Below are 21,572 nucleotides of genomic sequence, written 5' to 3' on the forward strand. Positions count from 1 at the left end.
GGTGGATGGCACCGGCATAGCCGGTGTTCGCGGGCTCGCCCGCTCCCACATTGGTCCAGCTAGATCCTGGCCAGGTGTGCAGCTATCAGGCGCCGTGGCACTTCTTGAACTTTTTCTCGCTGCCGCACGGGCACGGGTCGTTACGGCCAACGTCCTTCAGGGCGTTACGCACCGGCTCCTGGTGGCCGTGGTTGCAGTGCGGGCCGTGCACATGGCCGTGATCATGGTCATGGTGGTGATCATGGTCGTGGTTGCAGTCAGGGCCATGAACGTGGGGTTGTTGGGACATTGCAGGGTTACTCCGGGAAGTGATCGCCGGGGATTATCTCACCACTGCGCGATAAGTGCAGGTCCCGATGAATGATCAACCCGGTCGCCAGTTCGGCCTGCAGGGTGTAATGCAGCGGTTCCCCGCTTTTGAGCAACTTGGCCAGTGGTTTCAGGTGCTGCCACAGGTTGGTACGCGCGGTGATCTTGAAGGTGCGCCGGGCGTGCCCGCCCACACTGCGCCAAAGGCTCTCTTCATCCTGCACCAGCAGCAGGTCGTTGAGGCGCACGGCATACGACAGGTTGCGGATGAACAGGCGGCTGTCATTGGGGTTGTCGACCTGCACGTGCAGGACGAATTCTTGCTGCAGCAGCCTGGCCTTGACCGTTTCGACCTCGACCAGGTGCACTTGAGGTTCGCGCCAGTCGTCACCGCCCCAGCTGGCGCAGCCCGTCAACCATGCCATCAGCGTACCGAGTAGCAGCAGACGGGCGCGTTGGATCATGGTCAGTTCTCCACGTAGCTGGCGCAGCATTTCTTGAATTTCTGCCCGCTGGCGCAAGGGCAAGGGTCGTTGCGCCCGGCCTTCAGGCCGACCGTGGGGTCGATGAAATACCAGCGCCCGGCGTGCTGCACGAACGCCGAGCGCTCGCGGTGCTGGTGGTCACCGTCCGCGTCGTGCCAGCGCGCAGTGAAGGTGACAAAACCGTGCTCCGGTTGGCCACCCAGCACCTCGGCGCTTTCCACTTCCAGGCCCAGCCAAGTGCTCTGGGCACTCCAGGCGGCCATGGCGGCGCGGTCCAGGCCGGCTTGCTGGGCCGGCAGGGTAGTTGCCACCAGATAGTCGACCAGGCCCAGCACGTAGGCACTGTAGCGTGAGCGCATCAGCGTCTGGGCATCCGGTGCCGGGGTACCGGCATGGTAATGCCCGCAGCACGCGTCAAGCAGGTTGCCACTGCCACAAGGGCAGACCGAGACACTCATCATTACCACCAGTACTTGCCAAAGTTTTCAGGGTTGGCCCAGAACCGGGCATTGAGCCAGTCCGGGACCTGCTTGTAATCATGTAGATCATAGGTGAACAGGCTCAAGACCTGCTGGTCACGGCAGAATTTCTCGCTGGCCGACAGGGCCAGGGCGAAGAAGTCGGTGTCCTGCCAGCCGCACGCGGCCAGGTCGGCCAGCACGGCAACCCGGCTGGCATTGAGGTTGCGAATACCGCCCAGCAACTCAAGGCCAGTGCGCTTGGGCAGGTGCTCCAGGCAGTCCACCAGCACCGCCAGGTCAAAGCGCTGGGCTGCCAGTTCTGCCGGCAGCGGGCCAGGGGCAGCCGTTGCAATCGTCACTTGCGGGTGCGCTTGGGCAAAGGCGTCCAGTGCCGGGAAGCGCGTGCCCACCAGCAGCAGGCGTTGCGGAGTAAAACGCTCGAGCAAGGCTGCGAGGGCTTGCTGTGGGGTGCGTTGGGAAAAACCGTCGGTCATTGCCAATCCTCGTTCAAGTCGTCCAAGACTAGCGGGCCGCAGCGTGCGGGCAAAGAGGCATGTGACCGCGTCGTGGCTTATTGCTGGCAGCATTGGAATGCGCGGTCTTTACTCCCAGAGATCGGCCATATGCCGATTCCCCTAGGAGAAGCAATGAAATGAGCATAGTACGCACAGCGATACCCCTGGTACTGCTCACCAGTGTGTTGACTGGTTGTGCAGGTTTGCAAAAAACCGACTGGCCGAAATGTGCCGCCGTCGGGGGTGTAGGCGGCGCCGCCCTGGGCGCCATCGAAAGTTCCAGCTGGGCTGGCTGGGGTGCGTTGCTCGGCGGTGGCCTGGCAGCGGGCTATTGCTGGGCCCATGGTGATGGCGACGAGGATGGCGATGGCGTGCCGGACAGCCGCGACAAGTGCCCTGGCACGCCGCGTGGTGTGCAGGTTGATGCCGATGGCTGCCCGCCACCAGCACCTGCGGTGGTCGAGGAAGTGGTGGTGCAGAAGGAAGAAGTCATCGTCATCCGCGATGTGCACTTCCAGTTTGACTCTGCGCGCCTGACCGCCAGCGACAAGGAACGCCTCAATACCATTGCCACGCGCCTGAAACAGGAAGCGCCATCTGCGCGCCTGAGCGTCAGCGGCCATACCGACAGCGTCGGCTCCGACAGCTACAACCAGAAGCTGTCCGAGCGCCGTGCCCATTCGGTGACCGATTACCTGGTCGAGGAAGGGGTCCCGCGCAGTAGCTTCATTTCGGTGGTCGGTGCCGGTGAAACCCAACCGGTAGCGGACAATGCCACGGCTGAAGGGCGTGCCATGAACCGTCGTACCGAAATCAAGATCCAGCGTTGAAACGGCGTATGCCCGTGCCTTGAGCAGTGGCACGGGCGCGCTTTGAAGCCGGTCCGCCGTTTGTGGCCAATGACCCAGGAGCATTCAGCATGAGTGTGATGTCGAAGGCGGCTCTGCCGCTGTTGGTCGCTGCCAGCCTGCTCACGGGCTGCGCCACGCACACCGATGGCAGCGCGCCCCTCAACCAAAGGATCTGGCCCATTTGCAGCGTGCTGGGCGGCTTGGTCGGTGGCGGCCTGGGCGCTATCGAAAGTTCTACCTGGGCTGCAGCGGGCGGTGCCCTGGGCGCTGTCGCCGGCGGGCTGATCTGCTTTGCCCAGGACGGTGACAAAGATGGCGATGGTATTTTTGATCGCCGCGACTACTGCCCCGATACCCCCGCCAACACGGCGGTCGACCACATGGGCTGCCCGCTGAAGGAGTACCCGGCGGCAGCACCTGCCACTGCTCCCGAGCCCTCGCCGGATGTGATCATCCTTGATGACAACGGCGCGGTGATGTTTGCTTTCGATTCTGCCGAGCTGACCGCCGCTGCCAAACAGCGCCTGCAAGGCCTGGTGGCGCAACTCAACTCACCGACAATCGCCAAGGTCAAAGTGATCGGGCACACCGACAGCGTCGGGTCCGACAGTTACAACCAGGCGCTTTCCGAGCGCCGCGCCAGTAGCGTGGCCGAGTACCTGATCGGCCAGGGCCTGGAGCCGGGCAAGGTCACCAGCCAGGGGCGCGGCGAAAGCGAGCCGGTCACCGACAACGAAACCGAAGAGGGCCGCGCGCGCAACCGACGGGTGGAGCTGCACCTCAACTGAGCGGTGCTGGCGCCTGCCTTGGCATTGCAGTTAATGTGGGTCGCACGGCCCGCTCGCTCGGGCCGTCTCGACATAACAACAATCTAGGGGGCGGGGTATGAAGTTCATCCTGGGCCTGGGCAAGGTCCTGACGGTCGCTTTCTGGGGTGTGGTGCTGTTCAATCAGCTGATGCCACAACCGTTGCCTTTCAATTTGTTGATCAATGCCGTTGGCATTTTTCTACTAAGCCTGCATCTGCTTGAAGTACTGTTCTTCAACGCCAGCTTGCGCGGGCGCAGCCATCGCTGGTTCGATCGCTTGCAGATCCTGTTGACGGGTATCTTCCATGTCATGTCTATCCCCCGTGCGCAGGAGGCGCCACGAAATGCGTAATCTGATGTTGTTGGCCTTGTTGGCGGCCCCTTTTGCCCAGGCCGAGAGCCTGGACGTTGCCGCCAATTCCATGTTGCGCCTGCCCGACAAGTCGGCCAGCGTGCACCTTACGCATTTGCGTGTTGCTGACGCAGCAACCCTGATGCTGCCTGCGTCGCTCGCGCAATTGACGGTCGACCAGCTAGAGCTGGGGCGTGATGCGCGCATCGTTGTTGCGCCTTCCGAGACCCCGCTACTGATCGAGGCACGCAGCGCGCGGTTGGGCGAGGGCAGTGAGTTCAGTGCCACGGGGGCGGCGGGTAACTACCAGCGGGCAGCCCGTTCCGGCCGCAGCCTGGACCTGAAACTGGCTGAAGTGGATGCCGAGCGGGTAGTGATCGATGCCCGTGGCGGCGCCGGTGCACCCGGTTACGTGGGGCTCGATGGTGGCAACGGCGAAGCCGGTGGCTGCACTTGGGGCCAAGCCAGCCGTGGTGCCAATGGCGATGATGGTGGCAACGGGCATGATGGTGCGCCGGGCGGGCGCGTTCGCCTGAGCTTGCCGCAGGGCTTTGCGCAGGAACGCATAGTCGTGCGCCTGGATGGCGGTGCGCCGGGCAAACCCGGGGCGGCGGGTAAAGCCGGTAAAGGCGGGGCGAGCAAGGGGTGCCTGGTGTACAGCACCAGCGCTGGCGCCAATGGCCGGCCCGGGCAACCAGGCCAGCCTGGCTTGGCGGGGGCAGCGGGTGAGCTGATTCTGCAGCGCCTCTGAACCTCACCGCGATCCCTTGTAGGAGCGGCCTTGCCGGGGCGCCGGACCGGTCGGATGGGCTGCGCAGCAGCCCCAGATTTCAGTGAGTACGCATAAACCGCCGGGGCTGCTGCGCAGCCCATCCGACCGGTCCGGCGCCCCGGCAAGGCCGCTCCTACAAGTACAGTGTAAAACCTCTCAGATCATCAGCCGCGAACTGGCAACGGCTACCACCGCCACGCCCAGCAGCAAATTGACCCCCACCATCCGCCGAATCCGCCCCAGCACGGCCGCACCCGCCGGCCAGTCCTCGGCCTGCACCGCTGCTTTCAGTTCCGGCAGCAGCAACGCCTGAATGCGCATGAACAAGGCAAACATGGCGATCCCGCCACCTATCATCACCTGCACATACTTCGGCGCCGTCTCGAAACCGCTGAAGCGCATGTGCAACATGCCGATACCACTGATCGCCAAAATCGCCACCGCCAGCCAGACCCAGCCAAAGAAGCGTCGGAAAACTTCCACCCACAAGCGCAGGCGGGCAGGCCCTTCCAGGGCTGCAACCGTTGCCGGGCGTAGCACCAGCCAGGCGAAGAACATACCGCCGACCCATACCAGGGCGGCCAGAACATGCAGTGTGTAGGGCAGGGCAAAGGCGAGCATCCGGATCTCCATGCGGCACAAAGGGCAATAGCGGGGTATGATAGCCGCCCCATGCGAAACACTGAAAATATATCCAGCCCTCCGGGCGCTTGCAGACCATGATCAGCACCGAACTCAAAGCCACCATCCAGGGCGCCTATACGCGTTTTCTCGAAGCCAAGAGCCTCAAGCCGCGCTATGGCCAGCGCCTGATGATCGCCGAAGTGGCCAAAGTACTTGGCGACATCGCCTGCGACGATGAAGGCCGCCGTGCTGGCGAGCCTGCCGTGGTGGCGGTGGAGGCGGGCACCGGTACCGGCAAGACGGTCGCCTACGCGCTGGCCGCGATCCCGGCCGCCAAGGCAGCCGGCAAGCGCCTGGTGATCGCCACCGCAACCGTGGCCCTGCAAGAGCAGATCGTCATCAAGGACCTGCCCGACCTGATGCGCAACAGCGGCCTGAATTTCAGCTTCGCCCTGGCCAAAGGCCGTGGCCGCTACTTGTGCCTGTCAAAGCTCGACATCCTGTTGCAGGAAGGCCACGCCCAGTCGGCCACCGCCCAGTTGTTCGAGGAAGAAGGCTTCCACATCGAAGTCGACGAGCGCAGCCAGAAGCTGTTCAACAGCATGATCGAGAAGCTTGCCGGCAACCGCTGGGACGGCGACCGCGACAGCTGGCCCGAAGCCCTGGAAGACCAGGACTGGGCCCGCCTGACCACCGACCACAGCCAGTGCACCGGCCGCCACTGCCCCAACTTCCAGCAGTGCGTGTTCTACAAGGCCCGCGAAGGCATGGGCAAGGTCGACGTGATCGTCACCAACCACGACATGGTGCTGGCCGACCTGGCCCTGGGCGGTGGTGCGGTTTTACCCGACCCGCGTGACACCATGTACGTGTTTGACGAAGGCCACCACCTGCCGGACAAGGCCATTGGCCATTTCGCCCATTATTCGCGCCTGCGCTCCACCGCCGACTGGCTGGAGCAGACCGCCAAGAACCTGACCAAGCTGCTGGCCCAGCATCCGCTGCCCGGTGACCTGGGCAAGTACATCGAACAGGTGCCGGAGCTGGCGCGTGAAGTGCGCACCCAGCAGCAGTTCATGTTCACCCTGTGCGAGCAGGTGGCCGATTTCCGCCCCAGCGAGGATACCGAAGGCCGTGAGCGCCCGCGTTACCGCTTCGAGGGTGGCGTGGTACCGGAGCAGATCCGCGAAGTGGGCATCGAGCTGAAAAAAGGCTTTGCCCGCCTCAACGACCTGTTCACCCGCTTGGCCGACCTGCTCAAGGAAGGCATGGACGGCGAGGTCAGCATTGGTATCGCCAGCCACCAGGCCGAAGAGTGGTACCCGCTGTTCGGCAGCCTGGTCACACGTGCTCAGGGCAACTGGGAGCTGTGGACGGCCTTTACCGCCGAAGACCCGGAAGACAGCCCGCCAATGGCGCGCTGGCTGACCCTGGCCGAAAGTGGTGCGCTGTTCGACATCGAAGTCAACGCCAGCCCCATCCTCGCTGCCGAAATGCTGCGTCGAAGCCTGTGGAGCGTGGCCCATGGCGCGCTGGTGACCTCGGCGACATTGACTGCGCTGGGCAAGTTCGACCGCTTCCGCATGCGCTCCGGGCTGCCGCGTGATGCGGTTACCTGCGTGGTGCCCAGCCCGTTCGTGCATGGTGATGCCGGCCTGCTGCGGGTCCCCGACCTGCAGGCCGACCCACGCGACGCGGCGGCGCACACGGCAGCGATCATCCGCGAGCTGCCGAATATCGTCGAAGATGCCCGCGGCGCGCTGGTGCTGTTCTCTTCGCGCAAGCAGATGCAGGACGTGTTCGATGGGCTGGACCGTGACTGGCGCAAGCTGGTGCTGATCCAGGGCAACCTGTCCAAGCAGGAAACCCTGAACAAGCACAAGGCGCGGGTCGACGATGGTCAGCACAGCGTGCTGTTCGGCCTGGCCAGCTTTGCCGAAGGGGTCGACTTGCCGGGGGCGTACTGTGAGCACGTGGTCATCGCCAAGATTCCGTTCTCCGTACCCGACGACCCGGTCGAAGCGGCGTTGTCGGAGTGGATCGAGGCGCGCGGTGGCAACCCGTTCATGGAAATTGCCGTGCCCGACGCCTCGCTCAAGTTGATCCAGGCCTGCGGCCGCCTGCTGCGTACCGAGCAGGATCGCGGCGTCATCACCTTGCTGGATCGGCGCCTGGTCACCCAGCGCTACGGCAAGGCTATTCTCAATGCGCTGCCGCCGTTCCGGCGGGAGATTTCCTGACCGCCGGAGCACTTGCTGCGGCGCGTTGTCCTTTACTCAGTCCTGGGCCATGACGGCCCTGAAGGAGAGCCTCAGCCTTATGGTCCGCCGTACCTTGCCTGCCGTTTTCGCCCTGTTGTTCAGCTCGCCCTTGCTGGCCGGGCAGCAGACGCTGTTCAGCTTCGTGCGCCCGGCCTCGGTGGTCAATGTGGCGACCGAGGATGCCGGCATGCCGCAGTACAACGCGGAGCAAACGGCTGAAGGCGAGGTGTTGCGGCGTGTGGTGTTCAACCCCGCCCAGCGGCCGACCCTGCGCCTGAGCCCGCAAGGTGGGGTCTGGGACTGGTCCAGCGGGCAGTTCCTCACCATGCGCCTGCAAAGTGCCATGGACTGGGCGCTGACCGTGGATGTTACGGTGCAAGGTAGCGATGGCCGTACCTTGACCAGCCGTATCGACCTGCCGGCCGGCCCCGCGCAAACCGTGATGGTGCCGCTGACGGCCAGTTCACCACTCAGCCAGGGCATGCGCGCCGGCCCACCGATGCCCTGGAACCATGCTGGCCAGCGCCTGTTGCTGACCAGCAGCGCTGGTGCGGTCGACCTCAAGCAGGTGGCCTCGATCAGCCTCAGCATCCCCAACCCCAAGGTCGCGCAGAACCTGCTGATCGAGCGGGTGGGTATCCAGGACGACGACCAGGCCTACAAGGCGGCCTATCACGAATTGATCGATGCGTACGGCCAATCCACCCGTGGCAACTGGCCCGAGAAGGTTACCAATGACGACCAGCTCAAGGCAGCCGATAGCCGTGAGCAACAGCAGCTCAAGGGTTGGCTGGCAGAGCGTGGCAAGCAGCATCTGGATGCCTATGGTGGCCTGGTGGCCGGGCCGGCGTTTGCGGCCAAGGGCTTCTTCCGTACCGAAAAACGCGATGGCCGCTGGTACCTGGTAACGCCGGAAGGGCACCCGTTCTACTCGCTGGGGGTGAATGCCGTGGCAGCCGACGGCGGGCGTACCTACACCGCCGGTCGCGAAACCATGTTCAAGGCATTGCCGGGTGAGGGTGATGCACTGGCCGCGTTCTATGGCGAAGGCAACAACGACGATGGCAACACCTCGTCGCAAGGGCGCAATTTCAAGAAAGGGCGCTGGTTCGACTTCTATGCCGCCAACCTGCAGCGTACCTATGGCAAACCCTGCCCGCCTCCGGTAGAAGGGCAGCCGGCCGCTTGCCCACCGCTGGCGCTGGATGCAGCACGCTGGCAGGCGCATGCACTTGACCGTTTGCAGGCATGGGGTTTCAACACCCTTGGTAACTGGAGTGAGCCAGCCCTCGACCAGGCCAGGCGTATGCCATATACCTTGCCGCTGTCGATCGTTGGCGATTACGCCAGCATCAGCACTGGCATGGACTGGTGGGGCCGCATGCCCGACCCGTTCGACCCGCGCTTTGCCATGGCTACCGAACGTGCCGTGGCCATCGCCGCCCGCGATCACCGTGATGACCCTTGGCTGATTGGCTATTTCGCCGACAACGAGCTGGCCTGGGCTGCACCGGGTGACGACCCCAAGGCCCGTTATGGCCTGGCCTACGGCACCTTGCGCCTGACCACCGACGTGCCGGCCAAGCGCGCTTTCCTCAAGCAGTTGCGCGACAAGTACCGCAACCAGGAGGGGCTGTCCAAGGCCTGGGGCATCGAACTGACTGCCTGGGAACTGATGGAAGACCCGGGCTTCGAAGCGCCACTGCCCAGCCCGGAACATCCGGAAATCGAGCGTGACTACCAGCATTTCCAGCAGGTATTTGCCGAAACCTACTTCAAGACCATTTCTGATGCATTGAAGTGGCATGCACCCAACCACTTGTTGCTGGGTGGTCGTTATGCCGTCAGCACGCCGGAGGCCGTCAAGGCCTGCGCCGAGTTCTGTGATGTGCTCAGCTTCAATTTCTACACCCTCAAGCCGCAGGACGGCTACGACTTCACCCGTCTGGCCGAGCTGGACAAGCCCGTGCTGGTGTCCGAGTTCCAGTTTGGCTCGCGTGATCGCGGGCCGTTCTGGCCCGGGCCGCTGGAGTTGGTGCGCGAAGAAGACCGTGGCCCGGCCTATGGCAATTTCCTCAAGGCAGCGCTTGAGCAGCCGATGATCGTCGGCGCGCACTGGTTCCAGTACCTCGACCAGCCGGCCAGCGGCCGTCTGCTCGACGGCGAGAACGGCCACCTCGGGCTGGTGGCGATCACCGACATGCCGTACCCGGGCTTTGTCGATGCCGTGCGCAAGAGCAATTTGCAAACCATGGCCCAGCTGCGCACCGAGCTGGAAAAACCGGCGCCCTGATTACAGGCTGACGCCGTTTGCTTTTGTGGGAGCACCATTCATCGCGACCACCCAGCCCAAGCCAGTTTGCAAAACGCCAAACTACTGAAACAATGCACACCTTTTTTGAATATGGTCGTACGGAGAGCAGCGGGTGCAGATCCAGGGTCACTATGAGCTGAAGTTCGAAGCCGTGCGCGAAGCCTTTGCCGCGCTGTTCGATGATCCCCAGGAGCGTGGCGCCGCGCTGTGCATCCAGGTTGGCGGCGAGACTGTTGTCGACCTGTGGGCCGGCAGTGCCGACAAGGACGGCCAGCAGGCCTGGCACAGCGACACCATCGCCAACCTGTTTTCCTGCACCAAGACCTTTACCGCTGTTACCGCGTTACAGCTGGTTGGCGAGGGCAAGCTGGCCCTCGATGCCCCAGTGGCCAACTTCTGGCCCGAGTTCGCCCAGGCCGGCAAGCAGTCGATCACCTTGCGTCAGTTGCTCAGCCACCGTGCCGGCCTGCCGGCCATTCGTGAGCTGCTGCCGGCTGAAGCCCTGTATGACTGGCAGACCATGGTCGATGCCCTGGCGGCCGAGACGCCATGGTGGACACCTGGCACAGAACACGGTTATGCGGCTATCACTTACGGCTGGCTGATCGGCGAACTGATACGTCGTGCCGATGGCCGTGGCCCCGGTGACTCGATCGTGGCCCGCACCGCTCGCCCGCTGGGGCTGGATTTCCATGTTGGCCTGGCCGACGAAGACTTCGACCGCGTGGCGCACATCGCCCGTGGCAAGGGCAACCCCGGCGATGCCGCCGCACAGCGCTTGCTGCAGGTGACCATGCGCGAGCCCGAGGCCCTGTCGACCCGTGCCTTCACCAACCCGCCAGCGATCCTGACCAGCACCAACAAGCCGGAATGGCGGCGCATGCAGCAGCCTGCGGCCAACGGCCATGGCAACGCCCGCAGCCTGGCGGGCTTCTATGCCGGCCTGCTGGATGGCAGCCTGCTCGAATCCGAACTGCTTGATGAGTTGACCCGCGAGCACAGCCTCGGCCAGGACCGCACCTTGCTCACCCAGACCCGTTTCGGCCTGGGCTGCATGCTTGACCAGCCTGACGTGGCTAACGCCACCTTTGGCCTGGGCGCCCGCGCCTTCGGCCACCCCGGTGCCGGTGGCTCGGTCGGCTTTGCCGACCCGGAGCACGATGTGGCCTTCGGTTTCGTGGTCAATACCCTCGGCCCGTATGTACTCATGGACCCGCGTGCGCAAAAACTGGTGCGTGTCCTTGCCAGTTGCCTTTGATCGGGTAATGCGGGTATTGCCCCACCCCTTTGACTATCCTCAATGCCAACGCCTGAAGTGCCTAGGCAAAATATCTTTCTATTTCATGGTGTATCGCTGATGTCTTCACATAAAACCTTAGCACTCGCCCTGTGCCTGACCGCCGTTACCGGTTGCGCCAGCCACTCCCCGCAGGGCGCCAAGGAGGGCGGTTCCAGCTGGTGGCCTTTCGGTTCGGACAAGGTCGCCGAGCAGGAAGTGAAGGCAGCCGTTACTGAAAAAGTGGCCAAGGCCGACGCCAAATCCGAAAGCGCCAGCCGCTGGTGGTGGCCGTTCGGCGGCGATGAAAAGCAAGCCAAGGGGCCAGTGGTACCAAAGATCGACCAGAAGGCAACCCAGGCCTGGCTGGACGAGTACGAGCCCAAGCTGCGCGAAGCGATCAAGGACAGTAAGCTGGAGCTGGAGCGCCGCGATAACGTACTGGCCGTGACCATCCCGGTGGACAGCTCGTATAACCCGGACCGCCCGAACATGCTGCTGCCCATGACCCTCGGCCCGATCACCCGCGTGGCCAAGACGGTCGAAGGCGACCCGAAGACTGCCGTGCTGGTACTGGGCCATGCCGACACCAGTGGTGCCGCTGCTGCCAACCAGAAGCTCAGCCTGGAGCGCGCCGCTTCGGTGTCGGCCATCTTCCGCCTCAGTGGCCTGCAGCGTGACCGCCTGACCCTCAAGGGTATGGGTTCGGTGATGCCACGTGCCGCCAACGACAGCGCCGAGGGCCGTGCCCTTAACCGTCGCGTGGAAATGCTGCTCACCCCGCAAAACACCATGGTCGCACTGCTGGCCAAGTACCAGCAGGCTGCGCCGGCACCCGTCCCGGCTTCCATGGTAGCGGTACAGGATGCCAAGGCACCCGCCGCCAAGTCCGCCGACAGCAAGCCAGCTGCCAAGCCTGCGGCGAAAAAGCCGGTAGCCAAGGCCAAGGCGCCTGCAAAGGCGGCCGCCAAGAAAAAAGCCGCGCCAGCCAAGCCGGCCGCCAAAAAAGCTACCGCTGATAAAAAAGTAGCTGCCAACAGCCCTGCGAAGACCAACTGATCGTCAAGGAACGCAGTAATGACCCAATCCCTGGCCGATATGCGCCGCGACTACACCCGTGATGGCCTGGCTGAAGCCCAGGCGCCGGGCGAGCCGTTTGCCCTGTTCCACCAGTGGTTTGCCGATGCGGTGAAAACCGAGCAGGCACCGGTGGAAGCCAACGCCATGACCCTGGCCACCGTGGACGGCGAAGGCCGCCCGCATTGCCGTGTTTTGCTGCTGAAGGGGCTCGATGAGCAGGGGTTCACCTTCTTCACCAACTACGACAGCGCCAAGGGCCAGCAACTGCAGGCCAACCCGTTTGCAGCCATGACCTTTTTCTGGCCGGCGCTGGAGCGTCAGGTGCGTATCGAGGGGCGGGTGGTCAAGGTTTCGGCCAAGGAGTCGGACGACTACTACCAGGTGCGCCCGCTGGGTAGCCGCCTGGGTGCCTGGGCGTCGCCGCAGAGCCGGGTGATTGCCGGGCGAGAGGAGCTGGAGGGCTTGGTCAAGGCCACCGAAGCGCGGTTCTCGGATACCCAGCCGCATTGCCCGGAGCATTGGGGCGGCTACCGGTTGTTGCCTGAGCGTATCGAGTTCTGGCAGGGGCGCGCGAGTCGTTTGCATGACCGGCTGAACTATCGGTCGGTTGATGGGCAGTGGCTGCGCGAGCGGCTGGCACCCTGATGTCGCCGGGACCGCTGCGCGGTCCTGTCGCGACACAAGGCCGCTCTTACATGGGATCGCGCATCCGGCAACTTGTAGGAGCGGCCTTGCGTCGCGATAGGGCCGCAACGCGGCCCCAGCAATCTCTAAAGTTACCCCGAATACCCCGCCGCCTCCCGCTCCAACCACCCCGCCAGTTCCTTGCGCTTCACCTTCTCCACCCGCGCCTGCTCCAGCCTCTTCAGCATAAATTCCCGCTTCCCCGGGTCCGTCCCCGCCAGCGACAATGCCAGGTCACGGTCCATCCAGCGGCGCATGCGCACATATAACCACCCGTGGAAATACAACCCGGCAACGGTTGTAACCACAACGATGAAGTAATCCATGGCTATCCTTGGTCTCAATTGAAGCGCCATGGCACAGCTGTACTGGCTGTACCCCGGCTGAATGAAAACAATTTTATTAGGTTTGTACCGTGACAGCCGTCAATGTGCAGCGTCTAATAAGCACCTGACTTATGGAGACTTTACCCATGCGTAAATCCGCTTTGCTGGTGGCAACCTTTACCACCATGTCGCTGCTGCTGGGGGGCTGCGCCTCAAGCCTGACCGGTGACAGCTACTCCCGTGATGAGGCCCGCCGCGTGCAAACCGTACGTATGGGCACCATCGAATCCCTGCGTCCGGTCAAGATCGAGGGTACCAAGACCCCGATCGGCGGTGGTGCTGGCGCTATCGTCGGTGGCGTTGCCGGCAGTGCCGTGGGTGGTGGCCGTGGCAGCATCGTTGCCGCAGTAATCGGTGCCGTGGCCGGTGGCCTGGCCGGTTCCGCTGCTGAAGAAGGCCTGACCCGCACCCAAGGCGTCGAAATCACTGTGCGTGAAGACGACGGCAGCATGCGTGCCTATGTGCAGGCCGTGCAGGAGAATGAAATCTTCCGCGTTGGCGACCGTGTGCGCATCATGACCGTTGACGGTACCAGCCGCGTCTCGCACTGACCGTAGCGCAGTAAAACAAAACCCCGACTGGCTTGCGCCAGTCGGGGTTTTTTATGCGTCAGCCACGTCAGCCGGTGATGTTCTTGCGGCTGGCCATGGCGGTGACGGCATAGCCGATTACAGCCGCGAAGAACGAGCCGGTCAGGATGCCCATGCGGTCCATGCCGGCGTAGTCACTGCTGCCCGGGACAAAGGCCAGCGAGCCAACGAACAGGCTCATGGTGAAGCCAATGCCGCAGAGTATCGCCACCCCCAGCAATTGCCCCCAGCCAGCACCCGCAGGCAGTGCGGCGAGGCGCAGCTTGACCGCCAGCCAGGTCAGGCCGAAAACCCCCACGGTCTTGCCCAGCAGCAGGCCAACCGTGATGCCCATTGGCACGGGGTGGGTGAAGCTGTCCAGGGACATGCCGGCCAGCGAAACGCCGGCATTGGCAAAGGCGAACAGCGGCAGGATGGCGTAGGCCACCCATGGGTGCAGGGCATGTTCCAGCGCCAACAGTGGCGAAGATTCGGCGTTGCGTGTGCGCAGCGGGATACACAAGGCCAGGGCGACACCGGCCAGGGTGGCATGCACGCCGCTCTTGAGCACGCAGACCCACAAGATCAGGCCAATGACCATGTACGGGCCGAGCTTGACCACGCCCAGCCGGTTCATGGCCACCAGCACCACCAGACAAGCCGCAGCCAGCAGCAGCGATATGCTCGACAGGGTGCCGGAGTAGAACAGGGCGATGACGATGATCGCGCCCAGGTCGTCAATGATCGCCAGGGTCATCAGGAACAGCTTCAGCGACACCGGCACGCGCTTGCCCAACAGGGCCAGCACGCCGAGGGCGAAGGCGATGTCGGTGGCCGTGGGGATCGCCCAGCCGGCCACGGCGGCGGGGTCTTCGCGGTTGATGAACCAGTAGATCAGCGCCGGCACCACCATGCCGCCGATCGCGGCCGTGGCAGGCAGCACGATCTGCGAGGGTTTGGACAGGTGGCCGTCGACCACCTCGCGTTTGACCTCAAGGCCGATCAGCAGGAAGAACAGGGCCATCAGGCCGTCGTTGATCCACAGCAGCAACGGTTTGGCGATGTTCAGTGCGCCGACCTGAACGGCGACGGGAACGTCGAGCAGGCCGCTGTACAGGTAGGACAGTGGCGAATTGTTGATGACCAGGGCCAATACGGCGGCGGCGATCAGCAGCAGGCCGCTGGCGGCTTCGAGCTGGAAGAAACGGGTAAACAGGCTACGCACGGGCTATAGGCTCTCCATGAGCAGTTTACGAATGGAACGGGCGTACACCCTAGCCTGTGATGATATGCATTAAAACAAAAACTATATTCGTTTTTGTTATATGGTGTTGCTGGCTGGGCTGTTGCAAGCCTAGATGCAAATGGGGAGGGATGGGGGGAGGAGAAGTCTGGTGTTGAGGTTGGATAATTCTGATGCCTGCCGGGGCCTCTTCGCGGGTAAACCCGCTCCTACAACGGACGATGTAGGAGCGGGTTTACCCGCGAAGAGGCCCCGGCAGGCAAAAAGGGATCAAAGGCCGAGCATATCCCGCGCCACCGCCTCGGCAATCCGGATGCCATCGACGCCCGCCGACAGGATCCCGCCCGCATAACCAGCCCCTTCACCCGCCGGGAACAGTCCCTTCATGTTCAAACTCTGGTAATCCTCACCACGGGTAATCCGCAACGGCGACGACGTACGCGTCTCGATCCCGGTCAACACCGCATCATGCAGGTTGTAGCCCTTGATCTGCCGGTCGAACGCCGGCAGTGCTTCGCGGATTGCCTCAATGGCGAAGTCCGGCAGGCTCGGTGCCAGGTCACCCAGGGTCACGCCCGGCTTGTAGGACGGCTCTACGCTACCCAGCGCGGTCGATGGCCGGCCAGCGACAAAGTCGCCCACCAGCTGCGCCGGTGCCTGGTAGTTGCTGCCACCCATCACATAGGCGTGGGCCTCCAGGCGCTCCTGCAGTTCGATACCAGCCAGCGGGCCACCCGGGTAGTCGCGCTCGGGGTCGATGCCGACGACGATGCCGGAGTTGGCGTTGCGCTCGTTACGGGAGTACTGGCTCATGCCGTTGGTCACCACCCGGCCAGGCTCGCTGGTGGCGGCAACCACGGTGCCGCCCGGGCACATGCAGAAGCTGTACACCGAGCGGCCGTTCTTGGCGTGATACACCAGCTTGTAGTCGGCCGCGCCGAGTTTCGGGTGGCCGGCGTACTTGCCCAGGCGCGCCTTGTCGATCAGCGTTTGCGGGTGCTCGATACGGAAGCCCACCGAGAACGGCTTGGCTTCCATGAACACGCCCTTGGCGTGCAGCATGCGGAAGGTGTCGCGGGCGCTGTGACCCAGGGCCAGAACCACATGGCGCGAATGCAGACGCTCGCCGCTTTCCAGCACCACGCCGGTCAGTTGGCCGTTATCAGTCAGCAGGTCGGTGACCTTCTCCTGGAAGCGCACTTCAGCGCCCATGGCGATCATGTCCTGACGCATCTGCTCGACCATGCCGGTCAGGCGGAAGGTGCCGATGTGCGGTTTGTTGATGTACAGGATCTCGTCTGGCGCGCCAGCCTTGACGAACTCTTCCAGCACCTTGCGGCCGTGGTGCTGCGGGTCCTTGATCTGGCTGTACAACTTGCCGTCGGAGAAGGTACCGGCGCCGCCTTCGCCGAACTGCACGTTGGACTCGGGGTTGAGCACGCTTTTGCGCCACAGGCCCCAGGTGTCCTTGGTGCGTTGGCGCACTTCCTTGCCGCGTTCGAGGATGATCGGTTTGAAACCCATTTGTGCCAGCAGCAGGCCGGCAAAGATGCCGCACGGGCCAAAGCCGACCACGATCGGGCGCTCCTGCAGGTCGGCCGGGGCCTGGCCAACGAACTTGTAGGTGACGTCCGGGGCCGGGCCGATGTTGCGATCGTCGGCGAACTTGCCGAGCAGTTCGGCTTCGTTGCTGGCTTCCAGGTCGATGGTGTAGATGAACAGCAGTTCGCTGTTCTTCTTGCGCGCATCGTAGCTGCGCTTGAACAGGTTGAAGCTGAGCAGTTGCTCGTCGCGGATGCCCAGGCGCTGGACGATGGCTTCACGCAGCGCTTCGTCGGGGTGGTCCAGGGGCAGCTTCAGTTCGGTGATTCGTAGCATGGCAGGGTCCAGTATCCCGGCCATGGGCGGCCGGCGGCTTTACACAAACCGCCAAGTATAAGCTGTTCACCGCCCTGACTGGCAGGATAAAAGCGCCCGGCGATCAGTTGTCGCGTGCGCCGCCGTAGTAACCGCAGCCTTGCAGGGTCTTGCCGTCGATGCGCAGTTCGGCGCGCAGGTGGCGGACGGCGCCGCTCATGCTGTCGACGCAGCGTTGTGGGGCGACCCACAGCTCCACATGCTGGCCGTTGGCTTCGCTGGTCAGGGTCAGGCCGCCGCCGGGCACTTCTTCTTCGAGGAACGGCAGGGGCAATGGCGCCTGGTCGACACGGTTGAGGACCATGCCCTTGCCGCTGGCCTTGATGTCCCAGTCTGGTTCATGGCCGCTGGCGCGCAGGGTCAGCTGCTTGAAATTGGGGTCTTCACAGGCCCGGGCGGAAGGCTCCAGGCGGTACAGCCGGCGGACTTCCAGCTGGCCGTCATTGTTGGCCTGCTTGCTGCCGGTGAGGTGGCCACGGACGTCGGCGAACAGTTTGTCGTTGGCGTCCTTGGCGAGGTTGGCGGCTTCTTGCAAAATACCGGTGGCGCCGACGTCGTTGATCACGAAGGTACGGTTCTCGCTGCACGGCTTGAACAGCAACTGGCCGCCTGCGGCGCGCAGTTCGCCCTGCATGCGCGTGGTGCCGATGTTCGGGTCGCTGGGGGCGTCAGCCATCAGCTGGCAGCCGGCGAACAGGGGCAGCAGGGCGGTGAGCAGCAGGGTGGGGGTAAGGCGCATGGGGCGGGCTCCGGGATCTTTGCCGTGAAAGCTGGCCACGTTACGCAGGCTGGTGGTGGATCACAAGTTAATGGTTGCCAGTGCCGGCCCTTTCGCGGGTGAACCCGCGAAGAGGCCGGCACAGGCTCTACATTCTGGCAGGAAAAAGGAAAGGGCCCGAAGGCCCTTTCCAATCAACCACCCAGATACGCGTCGCGCACCTTCGGGTCGGTCAACAATGCCTCACCGGTCCCCTGCATCACCACCCGACCGTTCTCCAGCACATACGCCCGGTCAGCGATCTTCAGGGCCTGGTTGGCGTTCTGCTCCACCAGGAACACCGTCACGCCGTCGCGGCGCAGCTGTTCGATGATGTCGAAGATCTGCTGGATGATGATTGGCGCCAGGCCCAGCGAGGGCTCGTCGAGCAGCAGCAGCTTGGGCTTGCTCATCAGCGCCCGGCCAATGGCGAGCATTTGCTGCTCGCCACCGGACATGGTGCCGCCACGCTGGATATAGCGCTCCTTCAGGCGCGGGAACAGCTGCAACACCTTGTCCAGCTGTTCCTGGTAGTCACCCTTGTCGGTGAAGAAACCGCCCATCGCCAGGTTTTCCTCAACGGTCAGGCGGGCGAACACACGGCGGCCTTCCGGCACCACCGCGATGCTCTTGCGCATGATGTGCGAGGACGGCTGGCCGACCAGTTCTTCACCCAGGTACTTGATGCTGCCGCTGTGTGCTTGCGGCGAGCCGCACAGGGTCATCAGCAAGGTCGACTTGCCGGCACCGTTGGCGCCGATCAGGGTGACGATTTCGCCCTGGTTGATTTCCACGTTGACGCTGTGCAGCGCCTGGATCTTGCCGTAGAAGGTGGAAACGTTTTCGAACTTCAGCATTTACGCTTCCCCCAGGTAGGCTTTGATCACATCAGGGTTGTCGCGGATCTCTTCCGGCGTGCCGTGGGCCAGGGGGGTACCCTGGTTGATCACCACGATATGGTCGGAAATGCTCATCACCAGCTTCATGTCATGCTCGATCAGCAGCACGGTGACGTTGTGCGACTCACGCAGGTAGGCGATCAGTGCTTTGAGGTCTTCGGTTTCCTTCGGGTTCAGGCCGGCAGCCGGCTCGTCGAGCATGATGATGCGAGGCTGGGTCATCATGCAGCGGGCGATTTCCAGGCGGCGTTGCTGGCCGTAGGCGAGGGTACCGGCGGTACGGTTGGCGAACTCGGTCAGGTTGACCTTCTCCAACCAGTACTGCGCGCGTTCCATGGCCTCCTTCTCGCTGCGGCGGAAGCTCGGGGTCTTGAACAGGCCGGCGAAGAAGTTGGTGTTGAGGTGGCGGTGCTGGGCGATCAGCAGGTTTTCCAGCGCGGTCATTTCCTTGAACAGGCGCACGTTCTGGAAAGTCCGCACCACGCCCTTGCGGGCGATCTGGTGGCCGGCCAGGCCCTGGATCGGTTGGCCATCGAGCAGAATGGTGCCGCCGCTGGGCTTGTAGAAGCCGGTCAGGCAGTTGAACACGGTGGTTTTACCGGCGCCGTTCGGGCCGATCAGCGCAACGACCTGTTTTTCCTTGACGGTCAGGGCCACGCCGTTGACCGCCAACAAGCCGCCGAAGCGCATGCTCAGGCCGCTGACTTGCAGAATTTCGCGGCTCATCGACGCAGCTCCATGTGTGGACGTTGCATAGGCAGCAGGCCCTGCGGACGCCAGATCATCATTAACACCATCAGCGCACCGAACATCAACATGCGGTACTCGCTGAACTCACGCATCAGCTCGGGCAGCAGGATCATCACGATGGCCGCAAGAATCACGCCCAGCTGTGAGCCCATGCCGCCGAGCACGACGATGGCGAGGATGATCGCCGACTCGATGAAGGTGAACGACTCCGGCGTCACCAGGCCTTGGCGCGCGGCGAAGAAGCTGCCGGCGAAACCGGCGAAGCAGGCACCCAGGGTGAACGCCGAGAGTTTGATGATGGTCGGGTTGAGGCCCAGCGCACGGCAGGCGATCTCGTCTTCACGCAGCGCTTCCCAGGCACGGCCGATCGGCATGCGCAGCAGGCGGTTGATCACGAACAGCGCCAGCAGGGCCAGCAGCAGGGCGACCAGGTAGAGGAAGATGACCTTGTTGATCGAGTTGTATTGCAGCCCGAAGAACTCGTGGAAGGTCTGCATCCCCTCGGCGGCCTTGCGCTCGAAGGTCAGGCCGAAGAACTCCGGCTTGGGGATGTTGCTGATGCCGTTGGGGCCGCCGGTCCAGTCGGTGAGGTTACGCAGGAACAGGCGGATGATCTCGCCGAAGCCGAGGGTCACGATCGCCAGGTAGTCGCCGCGCAGGCGCAGCACCGGGAACCCGAGCAGGAAGCCGAACGTAGCGGCCATCAGGCCGGCGATCGGCAGGCACACCCAGAAGCTCCAGCCCAGGTAGTGCGAGAGCATGGCGTAGCTGTAGGCACCCACGGCGTAGAAGCCGACATAACCGAGGTCGAGCAGGCCCGCCAGGCCGACCACGATGTTCAGGCCCAAGCCCAGCAACACGTAGATCAGAATCAGCGTGGCAATGTCGACTGCACCGCGCGAACCGAAGAACGGCCACACCAGGGCGGCAACAATCAGGCCGATGATCACGTAACGCTGGGTTTTCGGCAGGGTCAGGTAGTTGCTGACAGCCGGCGGGATCAGCTTGCGATCCGAACGGCGGCCCATCACCGCGCTCCACTGCCGGTCGAACAGCACACGCAGGAACATCAGCACCGAACACACGGCAATGATGCTGATGGTGAACGAGCCCTGGCTGTGCACCACCAAGCTGATGCCGTCGATGCTCAGTTTCAGGCCCAGCACCGGGAAGGCCACGGCCCAGACCAGCAAGGCGCTGAAGAACGCCTGTTTGAGATTTCTGTTCATACTTTTTCAACCTCCGGGCGGCCCAGAATGCCGGTCGGCCGGAATAGCAGGACAAGAACCAACAAGCCGAATGCCACCACGTCCTTGTACTGGTCGCCGAAGATATCGGCGCCAAACGCTTCGGCCACGCCCAGCACCAGCCCGCCGAGCATGGCGCCCGGGATACTGCCGATGCCACCTAATACCGCCGCGGTGAAGGCCTTCAGGCCCACCAGGAAACCGGCGTTGGGGTTGATCACCCCGTACTGCATGCTCAGCAGCACGGCCGCCACGGCGGCCAGGGCGGCACCGATGACGAAGGTGAGGGCGATGATGTTGTTGGTGTTGATGCCCAGCAGGTTGGCCATCTTGATGTCCTCGGCGCAGGCGCGGCAGGCGCGGCCCAGGCGGGAACGGGAGATGAACAGGGTGAGCAGGGTCATGGCCACCAGGGTGACCACGAACACCAGGATCTGCATGTAGGAAACCAGGACCTCCTCCGCACCACCTGGGCCGAACGAGAAGCTGCCGGGGATCAGGTTGGGGATGGACTTGTCCTTGGAGTCTTGCGACAGCAAGACCGTGTTCTGCAGGAAGATCGACATGCCGATGGCGGAAATCAGCGGGATAAGGCGGTTGCTGTTGCGCAAGGGGCGGTAGGCAACCCGTTCGATGCTGTAGCCATAGGCACTGGTGACACAGATGGTCGCGGCGAAGGCGACGGTCATCAGGATCGGCAGCGAATGGATACCCATCATGGCCAGGCCCGCCAGGGCGATGAAGGCCACGTAGGAACCGATCATGTACACCTCGCCGTGGGCGAAGTTGATCATGCCAATGATGCCGTACACCATCGTGTAACCGATGGCGATCAAGGCATAGGTGCTGCCGATGGTCAATCCATTAACCAGTTGTTGGAAGAAATGGTAGATCTCAGGCATTACAGCGCTCCTAAAAACCTGATTTGCATTTCGCTGGCGGGGGTAAGGCCAGGAAACCGCGGGTGACGGTTTTAAGATTTTCAGGTGGGTCGGCCCCCGGATCGCGGGG

General features: G+C 63.4%; 23 protein-coding genes. 10 read left to right on the forward strand and 13 right to left on the reverse strand.

Annotated features, from left to right (window positions below):
• Nucleotides 1-85 precede the first annotated feature (85 nt).
• Genes ACIP02_RS07985 through ACIP02_RS08000 form a run of 4 tightly spaced genes read right to left on the reverse strand, consistent with a single transcriptional unit; the run spans nt 86 to nt 1,749 of the window.
• On the reverse strand, nt 86-289 hold the full coding sequence (locus ACIP02_RS07985; protein WP_110679145.1) for an SEC-C metal-binding domain-containing protein: 204 nt from the start codon (nt 287-289) through the stop codon (nt 86-88).
• 7 nt (nt 290-296) lie between these two features.
• Nucleotides 297-773, reverse strand: a complete 477-nt coding sequence (locus tag ACIP02_RS07990) for an LEA type 2 family protein (protein ID WP_400614949.1) — start codon at nt 771-773, stop codon at nt 297-299.
• A 2-nt stretch (nt 774-775) separates the two neighbouring features.
• Nucleotides 776-1,252, reverse strand: coding sequence for a YchJ family protein (locus ACIP02_RS07995; RefSeq protein ID WP_400614951.1), 477 nt, complete (start codon nt 1,250-1,252; stop codon nt 776-778).
• Between the two features lie 2 nt (nt 1,253-1,254).
• A complete protein-coding gene (locus ACIP02_RS08000; RefSeq protein WP_012273855.1) occupies nt 1,255-1,749 on the reverse strand; it encodes a DUF6231 family protein in 495 nt (164 codons plus the stop codon).
• Between the two features lie 158 nt (nt 1,750-1,907).
• On the opposite strand from ACIP02_RS08000, the gene ACIP02_RS08005 reads away from it, so the two are divergent.
• From ACIP02_RS08005 to ACIP02_RS08020, 4 genes are all read left to right on the forward strand, one after another.
• Nucleotides 1,908-2,600: an OmpA family protein gene (locus ACIP02_RS08005; protein ID WP_400614955.1), complete on the forward strand. Its 693-nt coding sequence runs from the start codon at nt 1,908-1,910 to the stop codon at nt 2,598-2,600.
• Between the two features lie 89 nt (nt 2,601-2,689).
• The gene (locus tag ACIP02_RS08010; RefSeq protein WP_400614957.1) at nt 2,690-3,409 is read left to right on the forward strand and encodes an OmpA family protein; all 720 of its coding nucleotides are present in this window, start codon (nt 2,690-2,692) and stop codon (nt 3,407-3,409) included.
• Between the two features lie 97 nt (nt 3,410-3,506).
• Nucleotides 3,507-3,782, forward strand: a complete 276-nt coding sequence (locus ACIP02_RS08015; RefSeq protein ID WP_400614959.1) for a DUF1145 domain-containing protein — start codon at nt 3,507-3,509, stop codon at nt 3,780-3,782.
• Nucleotides 3,775-4,533, forward strand: coding sequence for a collagen-like protein (locus tag ACIP02_RS08020; RefSeq protein WP_400614961.1), 759 nt, complete (start codon nt 3,775-3,777; stop codon nt 4,531-4,533). The genes ACIP02_RS08015 and ACIP02_RS08020 overlap by 8 nt, the downstream gene beginning before the upstream one ends.
• Before the next feature lie 177 nt (nt 4,534-4,710).
• On the opposite strand, the gene ACIP02_RS08025 is transcribed toward ACIP02_RS08020, so the two are convergent.
• The gene (locus ACIP02_RS08025; RefSeq protein ID WP_400614964.1) at nt 4,711-5,175 is read right to left on the reverse strand and encodes a CopD family protein; all 465 of its coding nucleotides are present in this window, start codon (nt 5,173-5,175) and stop codon (nt 4,711-4,713) included.
• 98 nt (nt 5,176-5,273) lie between these two features.
• Between ACIP02_RS08025 and dinG the strand changes: the two genes are divergently transcribed.
• The 5 genes from dinG (at nt 5,274) to pdxH (ending at nt 12,754) form a co-directional block, all read left to right on the forward strand.
• Complete coding sequence (gene dinG / locus ACIP02_RS08030; protein ID WP_400614967.1) at nt 5,274-7,418, forward strand: ATP-dependent DNA helicase DinG; 2,145 nt, start codon at nt 5,274-5,276, stop codon at nt 7,416-7,418.
• Nucleotides 7,419-7,497: 79 nt separating this feature from the next.
• Nucleotides 7,498-9,732, forward strand: coding sequence for a beta-galactosidase (locus ACIP02_RS08035; protein ID WP_400614969.1), 2,235 nt, complete (start codon nt 7,498-7,500; stop codon nt 9,730-9,732).
• 133 nt (nt 9,733-9,865) lie between these two features.
• On the forward strand, nt 9,866-11,011 hold the full coding sequence (locus ACIP02_RS08040) for a serine hydrolase domain-containing protein (RefSeq protein WP_400614971.1): 1,146 nt from the start codon (nt 9,866-9,868) through the stop codon (nt 11,009-11,011).
• 99 nt (nt 11,012-11,110) lie between these two features.
• On the forward strand, nt 11,111-12,088 hold the full coding sequence (locus ACIP02_RS08045; protein ID WP_400614974.1) for an OmpA family protein: 978 nt from the start codon (nt 11,111-11,113) through the stop codon (nt 12,086-12,088).
• 18 nt (nt 12,089-12,106) lie between these two features.
• Entirely contained in the window at nt 12,107-12,754 is a 648-nt protein-coding gene (pdxH, locus tag ACIP02_RS08050; protein ID WP_400614976.1) for a pyridoxamine 5'-phosphate oxidase, read from the forward strand.
• Between the two features lie 131 nt (nt 12,755-12,885).
• Here the strand turns inward: pdxH and ACIP02_RS08055 are convergent, their stop codons facing one another.
• Nucleotides 12,886-13,119: a hypothetical protein gene (locus tag ACIP02_RS08055; protein WP_400614978.1), complete on the reverse strand. Its 234-nt coding sequence runs from the start codon at nt 13,117-13,119 to the stop codon at nt 12,886-12,888.
• Nucleotides 13,120-13,265: 146 nt separating this feature from the next.
• On the opposite strand from ACIP02_RS08055, the gene ACIP02_RS08060 reads away from it, so the two are divergent.
• A complete protein-coding gene (locus ACIP02_RS08060; protein ID WP_009684613.1) occupies nt 13,266-13,730 on the forward strand; it encodes a glycine zipper 2TM domain-containing protein in 465 nt (154 codons plus the stop codon).
• Between the two features lie 67 nt (nt 13,731-13,797).
• Here the strand turns inward: ACIP02_RS08060 and nhaA are convergent, their stop codons facing one another.
• The 7 genes from nhaA to livH form a co-directional block, all read right to left on the reverse strand.
• Nucleotides 13,798-14,973: a Na+/H+ antiporter NhaA gene (nhaA, locus tag ACIP02_RS08065; RefSeq protein WP_400614981.1), complete on the reverse strand. Its 1,176-nt coding sequence runs from the start codon at nt 14,971-14,973 to the stop codon at nt 13,798-13,800.
• A gap of 288 nt (nt 14,974-15,261) precedes the next feature.
• Nucleotides 15,262-16,869 (reverse strand): NAD(P)/FAD-dependent oxidoreductase, encoded by a 1,608-nt coding sequence (locus tag ACIP02_RS08070; protein WP_400614984.1) that lies wholly within the window; start codon nt 16,867-16,869, stop codon nt 15,262-15,264.
• Nucleotides 16,870-16,972: 103 nt separating this feature from the next.
• The gene (locus ACIP02_RS08075; RefSeq protein WP_400614986.1) at nt 16,973-17,647 is read right to left on the reverse strand and encodes a COG3650 family protein; all 675 of its coding nucleotides are present in this window, start codon (nt 17,645-17,647) and stop codon (nt 16,973-16,975) included.
• Nucleotides 17,648-17,820: 173 nt separating this feature from the next.
• Nucleotides 17,821-18,522, reverse strand: a complete 702-nt coding sequence (locus ACIP02_RS08080) for an ABC transporter ATP-binding protein (RefSeq protein ID WP_003254879.1) — start codon at nt 18,520-18,522, stop codon at nt 17,821-17,823.
• A complete protein-coding gene (gene livG, locus ACIP02_RS08085) occupies nt 18,523-19,290 on the reverse strand; it encodes a high-affinity branched-chain amino acid ABC transporter ATP-binding protein LivG (protein WP_003254878.1) in 768 nt (255 codons plus the stop codon).
• Nucleotides 19,287-20,543: a high-affinity branched-chain amino acid ABC transporter permease LivM gene (locus ACIP02_RS08090; protein ID WP_400614989.1), complete on the reverse strand. Its 1,257-nt coding sequence runs from the start codon at nt 20,541-20,543 to the stop codon at nt 19,287-19,289. The genes livG and ACIP02_RS08090 overlap by 4 nt, the downstream gene beginning before the upstream one ends.
• A complete protein-coding gene (livH, locus tag ACIP02_RS08095) occupies nt 20,540-21,463 on the reverse strand; it encodes a high-affinity branched-chain amino acid ABC transporter permease LivH (RefSeq protein WP_400614991.1) in 924 nt (307 codons plus the stop codon). The genes ACIP02_RS08090 and livH overlap by 4 nt, the downstream gene beginning before the upstream one ends.
• Between the last annotated feature and the right edge of the window lie 109 nt (nt 21,464-21,572).

The organism is Pseudomonas sp. NPDC089408 (genome assembly GCF_044749445.1).
GTDB lineage: Bacteria > Pseudomonadota > Gammaproteobacteria > Pseudomonadales > Pseudomonadaceae > Aquipseudomonas.

What these genes read in the sequence shown, in the direction of transcription:
- ACIP02_RS07985 (WP_110679145.1), bottom strand. Translation starts at nt 289, where the DNA reads ATGTCCCAACAACCCCACGTTCATGGCCCTGACTGCAACCACGACCAT.
- ACIP02_RS07990 (WP_400614949.1), bottom strand. Translation starts at nt 773, where the DNA reads ATGATCCAACGCGCCCGTCTGCTGCTACTCGGTACGCTGATGGCATGG.
- ACIP02_RS07995 (WP_400614951.1), bottom strand. Translation starts at nt 1,252, where the DNA reads ATGAGTGTCTCGGTCTGCCCTTGTGGCAGTGGCAACCTGCTTGACGCG.
- ACIP02_RS08000 (WP_012273855.1), bottom strand. Translation starts at nt 1,749, where the DNA reads ATGACCGACGGTTTTTCCCAACGCACCCCACAGCAAGCCCTCGCAGCC.
- ACIP02_RS08005 (WP_400614955.1), top strand. Translation starts at nt 1,908, where the DNA reads ATGAGCATAGTACGCACAGCGATACCCCTGGTACTGCTCACCAGTGTG.
- ACIP02_RS08010 (WP_400614957.1), top strand. Translation starts at nt 2,690, where the DNA reads ATGAGTGTGATGTCGAAGGCGGCTCTGCCGCTGTTGGTCGCTGCCAGC.
- ACIP02_RS08015 (WP_400614959.1), top strand. Translation starts at nt 3,507, where the DNA reads ATGAAGTTCATCCTGGGCCTGGGCAAGGTCCTGACGGTCGCTTTCTGG.
- ACIP02_RS08020 (WP_400614961.1), top strand. Translation starts at nt 3,775, where the DNA reads ATGCGTAATCTGATGTTGTTGGCCTTGTTGGCGGCCCCTTTTGCCCAG.
- ACIP02_RS08025 (WP_400614964.1), bottom strand. Translation starts at nt 5,175, where the DNA reads ATGCTCGCCTTTGCCCTGCCCTACACACTGCATGTTCTGGCCGCCCTG.
- dinG (WP_400614967.1), top strand. Translation starts at nt 5,274, where the DNA reads ATGATCAGCACCGAACTCAAAGCCACCATCCAGGGCGCCTATACGCGT.
- ACIP02_RS08035 (WP_400614969.1), top strand. Translation starts at nt 7,498, where the DNA reads ATGGTCCGCCGTACCTTGCCTGCCGTTTTCGCCCTGTTGTTCAGCTCG.
- ACIP02_RS08045 (WP_400614974.1), top strand. Translation starts at nt 11,111, where the DNA reads ATGTCTTCACATAAAACCTTAGCACTCGCCCTGTGCCTGACCGCCGTT.
- pdxH (WP_400614976.1), top strand. Translation starts at nt 12,107, where the DNA reads ATGACCCAATCCCTGGCCGATATGCGCCGCGACTACACCCGTGATGGC.
- ACIP02_RS08055 (WP_400614978.1), bottom strand. Translation starts at nt 13,119, where the DNA reads ATGGATTACTTCATCGTTGTGGTTACAACCGTTGCCGGGTTGTATTTC.
- ACIP02_RS08060 (WP_009684613.1), top strand. Translation starts at nt 13,266, where the DNA reads ATGCGTAAATCCGCTTTGCTGGTGGCAACCTTTACCACCATGTCGCTG.
- ACIP02_RS08070 (WP_400614984.1), bottom strand. Translation starts at nt 16,869, where the DNA reads ATGCTACGAATCACCGAACTGAAGCTGCCCCTGGACCACCCCGACGAA.
- ACIP02_RS08075 (WP_400614986.1), bottom strand. Translation starts at nt 17,647, where the DNA reads ATGCGCCTTACCCCCACCCTGCTGCTCACCGCCCTGCTGCCCCTGTTC.
- ACIP02_RS08080 (WP_003254879.1), bottom strand. Translation starts at nt 18,522, where the DNA reads ATGCTGAAGTTCGAAAACGTTTCCACCTTCTACGGCAAGATCCAGGCG.
- livG (WP_003254878.1), bottom strand. Translation starts at nt 19,290, where the DNA reads ATGAGCCGCGAAATTCTGCAAGTCAGCGGCCTGAGCATGCGCTTCGGC.
- ACIP02_RS08090 (WP_400614989.1), bottom strand. Translation starts at nt 20,543, where the DNA reads ATGAACAGAAATCTCAAACAGGCGTTCTTCAGCGCCTTGCTGGTCTGG.
- livH (WP_400614991.1), bottom strand. Translation starts at nt 21,463, where the DNA reads ATGCCTGAGATCTACCATTTCTTCCAACAACTGGTTAATGGATTGACC.